The 9,737-nt window shown below is 36.3% G+C and carries 6 protein-coding genes; 2 read left to right on the forward strand and 4 right to left on the reverse strand.

Translation table 11 applies throughout. The annotated features are described in order from the left end of the window. Positions 1 to 441 precede the first annotated feature (441 nt). From KO493_RS12195 to KO493_RS12210, 4 genes are read right to left on the reverse strand one after another with little or no spacing between them, the layout of a single operon-like run. The gene (locus KO493_RS12195; RefSeq protein WP_216068245.1) at positions 442 to 1,098 is read right to left on the reverse strand and encodes an alpha/beta hydrolase; all 657 of its coding nucleotides are present in this window, start codon (positions 1,096 to 1,098) and stop codon (positions 442 to 444) included. Between the two features lies 1 nt (position 1,099). Then, the gene (locus KO493_RS12200; RefSeq protein WP_216068246.1) at positions 1,100 to 1,432 is read right to left on the reverse strand and encodes a hypothetical protein; all 333 of its coding nucleotides are present in this window, start codon (positions 1,430 to 1,432) and stop codon (positions 1,100 to 1,102) included. A 6-nt stretch (positions 1,433 to 1,438) separates the two neighbouring features. Next, complete coding sequence (locus tag KO493_RS12205; protein WP_216068247.1) at positions 1,439 to 2,695, reverse strand: dihydroorotase; 1,257 nt, start codon at positions 2,693 to 2,695, stop codon at positions 1,439 to 1,441. Then, complete coding sequence (locus tag KO493_RS12210) at positions 2,692 to 4,617, reverse strand: BatA domain-containing protein (RefSeq protein WP_216068248.1); 1,926 nt, start codon at positions 4,615 to 4,617, stop codon at positions 2,692 to 2,694. Before KO493_RS12210 ends, KO493_RS12205 begins: the two co-directional genes overlap by 4 nt. A gap of 562 nt (positions 4,618 to 5,179) precedes the next feature. Between KO493_RS12210 and KO493_RS12215 the strand changes: the two genes are divergently transcribed. Together KO493_RS12215 and KO493_RS12220 are read left to right on the forward strand one after the other, a co-directional pair. Continuing rightward, positions 5,180 to 7,549, forward strand: coding sequence for a galactose-binding domain-containing protein (locus KO493_RS12215; RefSeq protein WP_216068249.1), 2,370 nt, complete (start codon positions 5,180 to 5,182; stop codon positions 7,547 to 7,549). A 149-nt stretch (positions 7,550 to 7,698) separates the two neighbouring features. Continuing rightward, a partial coding sequence (locus KO493_RS12220) for a galactose-binding domain-containing protein (RefSeq protein ID WP_216068250.1) occupies positions 7,699 to 9,737 on the forward strand: 2,039 nt, incomplete at its 3' end.

The raw sequence follows: 9,737 nt of genomic DNA on the forward strand, positions 1-9,737 counted from the left end.
ATAACGCACCACAACAATGCCTATACTTAATACGGGTTTTGGTGCTTAATCAAAAGTTTAGTTTGTATTGCAAAGTCCGCCAAATCATTTGATTTGGCTTTAGTACAAAAAAGATAAAACAAAATAAAAAGATTTGGCTAAGTGGTTAAACGGAAATTATTTAGTTTTAATTCCCGCACTAAGCATAGCCGAGAACGTTGTAAAACATATCGCCACAAAACTCAGATATCTAAATTAACCTTTAATTGTTTGAATATAGTAACTTTTATGTCATCTTTATCTGAATAGAAAAAGTTAGGCAAGTAATACAATATAAAAGTTATTTTGAGAAGTTTCTACTTGCTCAACCAAAAAAGGTTCAGGATAAAATATTTAAGGTCATTGAAATAATTGAGACCTATCAGCACGTGCAAAAAACGTATTTCGCACCGATGAAAACCCCTAAATCCGAGTCTGTAGCCATTCCTTAAACTCAAAAAAGTTCTGAGGCGCTACGCCATGACCGACAGGAAACTCCGAATATTGATTTTTAATGTTTAATTGATTTAAAAAGGGTTGGGTTTGTCTCGCCCAATCAATTGAAATGACTTGGTCTACACTACCATGCGAGCAATAGAAATCTAGGTTTGAATAGTCTTTACTTTCTAAATCTTTAGGAAAAATATCATGCACTAAATAACCACTTAAAGCGACAATATTCTTTACCTTTTCAGGATAAGTTAAAGCCACACCATAACTTAAAATACTCCCTTGGCTAAAACCTAAAAGAGACACATTGTCCTTGTTTACAGGGTAAGTAGCAATAGCTTCATCAATAAAGTTCGCGATTAAATCACGGGATTGTTTGGCTTGTTCGATATCGTTCCATTTGCCTTTTTCGGCATCAAAATTAATGGCGTACCATGCGTTTCCGTAAGGTTCCATCGGGTAAGGTGCTTTTACCGAAATGATAAAAAGTTCTTCTGGAAGCTCTGTAGCAAATGAAAACAAATCATTTTCATCACTACCATAACCATGCATCATGATTAATAAAGGTGCGTTTTCAGTTAAGCTCGATTTTCTAATAACGTGTTCTAAAGAAAGTGATGTGTTTGCCATATTATTTTCCAAGGTTTGAAAATATTTTTTGATATAAAGCACCAACTAAAGGTGCAGGTTGTGTTTTTCTCGCCAAGGCGTTTGAAAAGCCATAAATAAAAAGTACAGCAAAAAACAAATAAAAGGCAGAGGTAATAAGCCAATTGTCAAAGGCTCCAACTATATAGCCTAAAGCGAAGAAGGTAAGCCAAAGTCCTAAGGATTGTCTGATGTGAAAACTCGCAAAAGCAGATTTGTTTTCAGCATTTAAATAATAGGCGATGATAACGCCAAATATGGTGATATAACTAATTATGGCGTTTTTACGCCCCGTTTCAATGTCTTGTTCTGTCATGTGTTATTATGATTTTAAAACCACTTGATTATTTGCAATAATACCATAAACGCTTCCTTTTAAAACTTCGTTTTCAAAAATGGCATTCTTAGATTTTGAAATCATATCGTTTGTAGTAAACGCTGCTTTTTTGTCAGGATTAAAAAGCGTGAGGTTTGCCGTATTCCCTTCACCAATAACACTAGATTCTAGGCCAAAACGACTTTTCCCTTTGGTTAGAATATCAATGGTTTTTTTAGTGGTGAATAGATTTTGTAATGCACCAAATGCACTTTCTAAACCAATAGTTCCGTAATCGGCGTAATCAAATTCAATTTTCTTAAGCTCTATATTTAACGGGTTGTGGTCTGAAGTCACCATATCAATCGTACCATCTTTTACGCCTTCAATTAAGGCATCGGCATCTGTTTGTGTACGTAAAGGTGGTAATACTTTAAAGTGTGTATTAAAATCGCTTAACGTTTCATCGGTAAAATATAAATTATGTATAGCCACGCTACAAGTAACGTCTAGCTTTTTCTTTTTTGCTTCGCGAATAAGTGCCACTGAGTTTTTTGTAGAAATCGTTGGAATATGAAGTTTTCCACCGGTGTATTCTAATAAAAACAAGTCTCTAGCGATTTGCATTTCTTCCGCTAAAGCAGGAATACCTTTTAATCCTAAGCGGGTGCTGGCAATATGCTCGTGTACAACACCTTTTCCCGCAATACGGTTTTCTTGCGGATACGAGAAGATCAAGCCACCAAAATTACCAGCGTATTGCAAAGCAATTTTCATCAAATTCGGATTAGAAATAGGTTTTTTATAATCGTAAAAAGCTACGGCTCCAGCAGAACTCATATCATAAAGTTCGGCTAAATCTTCGCCTTTACTCGATACGGTTAAAGCGCCAATTGGTAAAAGGTTTACCGCGTTATTAAACGATTTAGATTTTATAAATGTAATGTTAGCGTTTGAATCGATAACCGGGCTACTATTTGCATTTAATGCAACGGTAGTAAATCCAGAAAGTGCCGCAGTTTTTAATCCGTTTGCAATGGTTTCTCGTTCTTCCCAACCGGGTTCTCCAAAACTTACGCCACTGTCGAACCAACCTTGCGAAATGTGAAGGTTGTCAAGAGTGATTTCTTGATAGTTTTTAGGATTTTCAATGGTTTGGGCAATCTTAGTAATCACGCCATTTTCAATTAATAAATCCTGTGTAGAATTGTGAAATTCGCTTTTAGAATCTATAATCGTGGCCGATTTTATAAGTATGTTCATTTAAAGAATTTTAAGATGAGCATTTCAATAATCAATAACGCTAGTGCAAAAATAACAAACCATTTCCACAGGGCATTAATTTTTGTGTCACTTTTTATGGTGTCGAATATTTTAGTGACCGATTTGCTTACGGTAGCTTGCTTTATATCGGATAGATTGCGGTAATTTAAAGCGCTTTCGTTTCTACTGTAGTTAAAACTTATATTTTTCAGGGCTTTGGTTTTATTCATTACCGTGTAAATTCCAGCCGTTGAAGGTTCTTCCGAAGTTTGAATAACGACCTTATTATGGAAATACTGTTGTCTAGGAATGAGGTTGTTGCCTTCGTTAACCAGCGATAACACCGCGTCTTGCTGTATTTGCGTGTCAACATCAAAGGTGTTTTTCTCGCCCAAATTAAAATATAAATTGGGCGTATTAAAACTTTGCTTAGCTATATTGAATAGGGTAGGAACTATAAGCGGTGAGTTTTTAAAACTTGAATTAGTATCGTTTAATGACGCCAAAAACACATAGGTGCGGTTAAGTTGTGTTAAAAATGGCTTACCGTCCTCCAATTGTAAGGCGCTTGAGGCATGTTTAGAATTAATACCATAATAACTTGATACTTTAGGATATTGAAAGTTTTTTACCTGCTTTTCGAAAACCCCATTATTGTAAAGTGGATGGCTGTAATTTATGGTGGTAATACGTTTTTCTAAAGGAATTAATTTGGAAAACTGCGCACCATAATTATTTAAAAGCTGGTTGTATGAAGTGATTTGAATACCTTCAGAAGGAATGATAACAAGGGACCCTCCTTGATTTGTAAACAGTTTTAAAGCTGAAATCAAAGCTGTTGATACCGCATCCAACTCATTGATAATAATGAGATGTTGTTTGTCTATAAGATTAAGGTTTAACTGTTTTTCGGTCGTAGAAGTGTAGTTAAATTGATCTTCTTTATAAATGCGTTTTAGAAAAGAGTCATCGGTAGCATTAATGGCAAGTACATTAATTTTGGAAGCTTTATTCAAGTTGAAAAACAGCGTGTTGTCAAACTGTAAACTAGCATCTTCAATACTTATTTTACCATTTATAAGGGCGTTCGCGGGAAGTGTAAAAGTAGTTTCATTTTCCTTGTTTAATGCCACCGAAGTTTTAGCGATTAACTTATCGTTGTTAAAAAGTGAAATGGGTAAGTTTTCAATCGACGCTCCACTATTTTTTAAAGTGACCGAAAGCTCTAAATTATTGGCATTTGTTTTAGAGATAAAAGCACTATCAATTGCGATATTATTTTTATTAACAGCTTCTAGCTTTACCAGATGAATTTGGGTTAATGAATCGGATGCAATGTTAAACTCAGAACCATCCTGCTGAAAATCGGATATAAGTATCAGGTTTTTTAAAGTCCCGTTTTGATTACTGAAAAGGCTTTTGCTTTTTAATAAAGCGCCTTGTGACGTGAGTTGATTAGCTGTGTAATCCAACTTTAATAAATCGTTTTTAATGGCGGCAATTGTGGTGTTTCTAAAAACTTGATTATTAGTAGCTAAAGTGATTTTTTCATCTTCTGAAACATTCGTAATAATATCCTGTACAGCACGTTTTAATAACGCACCTTGACTCCCTTTAGCTTGCATGCTAAAGGAATTGTCTAAAAAGATTACCGTTTCTTTTTTAGTATTAAAACTGCTTTTCTTTGACGTATAGGGTTGTGCAAAGGCCATAACTAACGCCGTTAACAAGAGCATGCGAATAAGAAGAATGAGCCATTTTTTTATTTGCGAACTTTTTCGAGTTTGAAGTGTGGCTTCCTTTAAAAATGCCACGTTGGTGAAGTCCTCACGCTGAAATTTACGAAGTTGAAATAAGTGAACAATTATCGGGATAAGCAGTAAAAATAAGGCGTAAAGAAGTTCGGGGTGTTTAAACTGCATGTTGTTTTCAATTAATCAAAATTACATTTTTTTTTCATTTTTAGGCCGAAAATTATAAGAAAACTAAATTTATGAATGGGATATTAAAACGAACGCGATTAGAAAAATTGAAGTGGTTGGTATGCTATTAAATAGCGCTTTTTTTAATAGTCGATTTTGCTTAAAACTTGTATTAAAAAATATATGCTCACGAGTAATTATATTATTGTTTGAATTTAACTATTTTAAAAAGTCCTTTATTTTAAGCCATTTTATTTTTTATGAATTTTGAGGTAAAGCGCTTAATTATAACTCAGTATAAGTGCTGGTTTTTGCAATACTTAAAATTAATAAACAGAAAAACCTTACGCTTAACACCAGTGTTTATAACTAATAAGCTGTGATTGCTCTAATCAATCATAAGAAATATTGATATAAGCACAGGTATTTGTGCGTTAAAATGTGAATTTCGTAAAATCAACTAATTAAATATATCAATCAGATAATTATGTAAGAATTAACCAGCTTACTGTCTGTTTGATAATTTAATAATCGAACCAAATAACACTTAACTAAATTACACATGAAAACAAAATCAACTTTCAGGTTTAGTGCCTTTATACTTATGGCATTATGCATTAACTTTTTAACAGCACAAAACGATCCAAATCTAGGTATTCGAGCAGATTGGATGCGTGGTGCTTGGGGTTTAAATTGGAAACCCGTTTACTATACCAATGATAATGTCGAGAGAGCCATGTCTATTGAACCTTTTTTGGAACAAATAGACCATCTTGAAACTATAGATTATATTCAACTACATTTAAGTGAATCTTATATTTATTCGGCTTGCCATACGGCGCCGCACGATATTTTGGAAAGCCTATGGAGAGATGATATGGTAGATGGGAGTCCAGTAAATTTAGTGGTGCCTAGAGCGTCTTCAGGTAAAGATCCTTTTAAAGATTGGTTGTTAGCGGTAAAAGCTAAAGGATTAAAAACACAGATTTATGTGAATTCTGGTCAATTATTATGGGACCTTCCCGATGAAATTGTTAACGTTAAGTTGCGTTGGAAACAATGGTGTAACAATAATGCAGCAGATTTTATTAATAGTGAAAGTTATCATACCGATAGTGCTTATCCAGATCGTCAGTACATGTTTTGTTACGCTGAATATATTTTAAAAGAATATTCAGAGCGTTATGGTGATTTAATTGATGCATGGATTTTTGATACAGCGAGTTATATGACTCAAAACGGCGATGATGGTGATTCAGCAAATGTTAATGATCAAAGAATATTTGAAGCCTTTGCTAATGCAGCACGCGCTGGAAATGCAAATGCAGCCGTTTCCTTTAATAGAGGGGTTGGAGAAAGAGAAGCTCCAGGGAGTCCTTTTGCTTCACCAACATTATTTGACGATTATACCTTTGGACACCCATTTGGAGGTGCAGGAGATATGACCTACCCTGAGGTATTATATGATTATAATTATAGAGTTTGTACTTGGATGAGTGACTATGATGGTTACGCGTTTAGAGAGGATAATGTGAGTTGGAATGATAATATTGTTGGGCATTTCGATCCGAAAATGAGTACTACAGCATGGAACAGAGGGGCAACGCCTTGTCTTACAAATGATGAGTTTGTAGAGTGGAATGCGGAAGGTTTAATTAATGGAGGTGCCATTTCTTGGGGAGCACCACTAATTTTTCCTTTTATGAATAGAGATGCGGATGCGACATTAATCATGCATGATTACGCCGTGGAACAATTAACCTTAATGGATGAATACCTTCAGGAAAATCAAAAAGAAGAAACTCCAACTGTTTCAGGTGGAAATTTAGCCTTAAACGGAACAGCGACACAATCTTCAACTTCTAACAACGGTTCTGCTTCAAGAGCTATAGATGGTAATACCAACGGTAAATGGAGTGCAGGGTCTGTAACGCATACAGATACTGAAGACAATGCCTGGTGGGAATTATACCTAGATTCAGAATCTACAGTAGAAGAGATCGTAATTTATAACAGAACAGATTGTTGTGAGGATAGATTGTCAGATTTCGTAGTTTTTATGTGGGATGAAGCAGGTAATCGTACCTTAAGAAAATTTATTACTACGGCTCCAGATGGTTCCTTGAGTATTGATGTTGGTGGCTTAGCAGGTTATAGAATTAGAATTAAATCAAACCTAGCAGCAACCGCCCTTAGTTTAGCCGAAGTAGAAGTTTATGGAACACGTAATTTAGCCTTAAACGGTACAGCTACTCAGTCTTCAACAGCAAATGGAGGTGCAGCCTCACGTGCTATAGATGGTAATACTAATGGGGCGTGGAGCTCAGGTTCTGTAACCCATACTTCAGCAGAAGATGGAGCATGGTGGGCTTTAGACCTTGATGGGGAATATAATATTGGCGAGATTAAAATTTATAATCGTACCGATGCCTGTTGTACAGAGCGTTTATCTAGTTTTACTCTGTTTATATGGGATAGCAACGGAAACCGTACCTTAAGAAATGTAAATAACACGACTCCAGATCCCTACATCACCATAGATGCCGGTGGTGTTTTAGGTAAGAGTATCCGAATTAATTCAAACTTAACAGGAACGGCGTTAAGTCTTGCTGAAGTTGAAGTTTATAGTGCTTCAAGTGCTTCTACAGCAAAAGCTGCTGATAGTAAAATAGGTGCTTCAAATGATGCTGTTAGTACTTCATTGAAGGTTTATCCAAATCCAGTAAATAATGTATTTACGGTTCAAACACCACATGACTCCCAAGAAAATGTAAACTATTCTGTTTTTAATAATTTAGGACAAGCCGTGCTTAATGGTAGTTTTAAAGGGAATTCAACTCCAATAGATGCCAGTGAATTAAAAGCTGGAATGTATTTTTTAAGAGTTTATAGCGGTGAAAAAACGTATACAAAAAAGATCGTAAAGCAGTAAATATCACCAAAGCTGAAATCTTATAATTCAGCGAAATACATAATAAATTTTAGTGTTTAAAAGAAAAGGTCTCTCTCTCAATCAATCTTTGGAGTAGAGGCCTTTTTTTGTTAAATGATAAAGTCAAGTTAATCCATTATATAAAAATTATGATAAAAAATGTAAAAGGAAACCTCATTATTATTGCATTAATAATTTTTGGTTTTCAAAGTGTAGCTCAAAACATTGGACCATGGAACACGAATGAATTATTTCAAACACCTTCCTACCGAACTACAAATGTTTCCGCAGTAAGCGGCTTAACCGGCCTATTATATGAATCTATAGATTATTTAAATAACCCGACAGAAGTTTTTGCCTATTATAGTGCACCAAGTGGCACCATGCCAAGTGGTGGTTGGCCAGCTGTTGTTTTTGTACATGGCGCCAGTGGTACGGCTAGGGCAGATTGGGTACAATACTGGAACGATCGTGGGTATGCAGCCATTAGCATGGATACCGAGGGACGATACCCTACTGGTGCCGAAACCCCTAACTCGGGGCCGCATCAAGTAGGTGTTTGGCAGGATTATTATAAGGATATTGATGAACAATGGTTTTATCATGCGGTGGCTTTAGTCTCTAGAGCAAATTCGCTTCTTAGGTCTTTTCCTGAAGTTAATGCCAATAAAATTGGTGTTATGGGAATTAGTTGGGGAGGTACTATAACGAGTACGGTTATGGGTGTGGATAATAGATTCCGTTGGGCTACTCCTATATATGGTGCTGGATTCCTATCGGGGTCAGACGGTCACCAAGGCAATGAAATGAGCGCAGCAGAACAAGAGGTTGTCGATACGTATTTCGCTGCTCAACTTTATTTTGATAATGTGACGTATCCAACCATGTGGATTAATGGCACGAATGATAAGCATTTTCCAATGACTTGTACCCAACAATCATCGCGGGCAGTTAACGGTTCGGCAACTTTACGATATAGTTTAAGGTTAGCGCATAATCATACCGCACCACAAGCACTTAATGAGGTCTATTATTTTGCAGAGCAAGTGATTAATGGAGCTAGTCCCATGCCAGTTATGGGCACACCAAACATTAATGCAAACCAAGTTTCTGTAACTTTTAGTTCAAGTGTAGGGGTGAAGAGTGCGCAACTTTTATATACTACTGATGATGGTATTTGGAATGAAAGAGCTTGGCAAGCCAGTGCGGCTACTATTTCAGCGAATACGATTACTGCCAATATTCCTAATAATGCCACAACCGTATACCTTACTGCCACGGATAATAGAGATTTAATGGTGAGTTCAGAATATATTTTAACTTCTGAAGAATCAACAACAACGCCCACAGGCGGAAATTTAGCATTAAATGGAACAGCTACACAATCTTCAACAGCAAATGGGGGATTAGCTTCTCGGGCTATAGACGGTAATACCAATGGTGCGTGGAACGGAGGTTCTGTGGCACATACCTTAGCAGAAGATAATGCTTGGTGGGATTTACAACTTGGCGCAGAATCTACGATCGAAGACATCGTGATTTATAATCGTACAGATGCTTGTTGTTCTGACAGGTTAACGGATTTTACGGTTTTGATTTGGAATGCTGACGGGACGCGTACTTACCGAAAACTAAATAATTCGACCACTGGTGCTTCTGTTACGATTAATGTTGGCGGTGTTTTAGGAAGTAGAATACGAATTAAGTCCAATTTAGCAGCTACACAACTCAATCTTGCTGAGGTAGAAGTTTATGGTAACAGTAATTTAGCCTTAAATGGCACAGCTACTCAGTCTTCAACAGCAAATGGTGGCTTAGCTTCACGTGCTATAGATGGTAATACTAATGGGGCATGGAGCGCAGGTTCTGTAACCCATACTTCAGCAGAAGATGGAGCCTGGTGGGCTTTAGACCTTGGTGCAGATTATAATATCGGAGAAATCAAAATTTATAACCGTACCGATGCCTGTTGTACAGAGCGTTTATCTAGTTTTACCATGTTTATGTGGGATAGTAACGGAAACCGTACCATTAGAAAAGTAATCAATACCACGCCAGATCCCTACATCACCATAGATGCCGGTGGTGTTTTAGGTAAGAGTATCCGAATTAATTCAAACTTAACCGGTACGGCGTTAAGTCTTGCTGAAGTTGAAGTTTATAATACTTCAAGTAGTTCTACAGCAAA

It is taken from the genome of Pseudotamlana agarivorans, assembly GCF_018860245.1.
GTDB classification, from domain to species: Bacteria; Bacteroidota; Bacteroidia; order Flavobacteriales; family Flavobacteriaceae; genus Pseudotamlana; species Pseudotamlana agarivorans_A.

Bases quoted from the DNA above. Each gene is read 5' to 3' on its own strand.
- KO493_RS12195 (WP_216068245.1), bottom strand. From the start codon at position 1,098: ATGGCAAACACATCACTTTCTTTAGAACACGTTATTAGAAAATCGAGC.
- KO493_RS12200 (WP_216068246.1), bottom strand. From the start codon at position 1,432: ATGACAGAACAAGACATTGAAACGGGGCGTAAAAACGCCATAATTAGT.
- KO493_RS12205 (WP_216068247.1), bottom strand. From the start codon at position 2,695: ATGAACATACTTATAAAATCGGCCACGATTATAGATTCTAAAAGCGAA.
- KO493_RS12210 (WP_216068248.1), bottom strand. From the start codon at position 4,617: ATGCAGTTTAAACACCCCGAACTTCTTTACGCCTTATTTTTACTGCTT.
- KO493_RS12215 (WP_216068249.1), top strand. From the start codon at position 5,180: ATGAAAACAAAATCAACTTTCAGGTTTAGTGCCTTTATACTTATGGCA.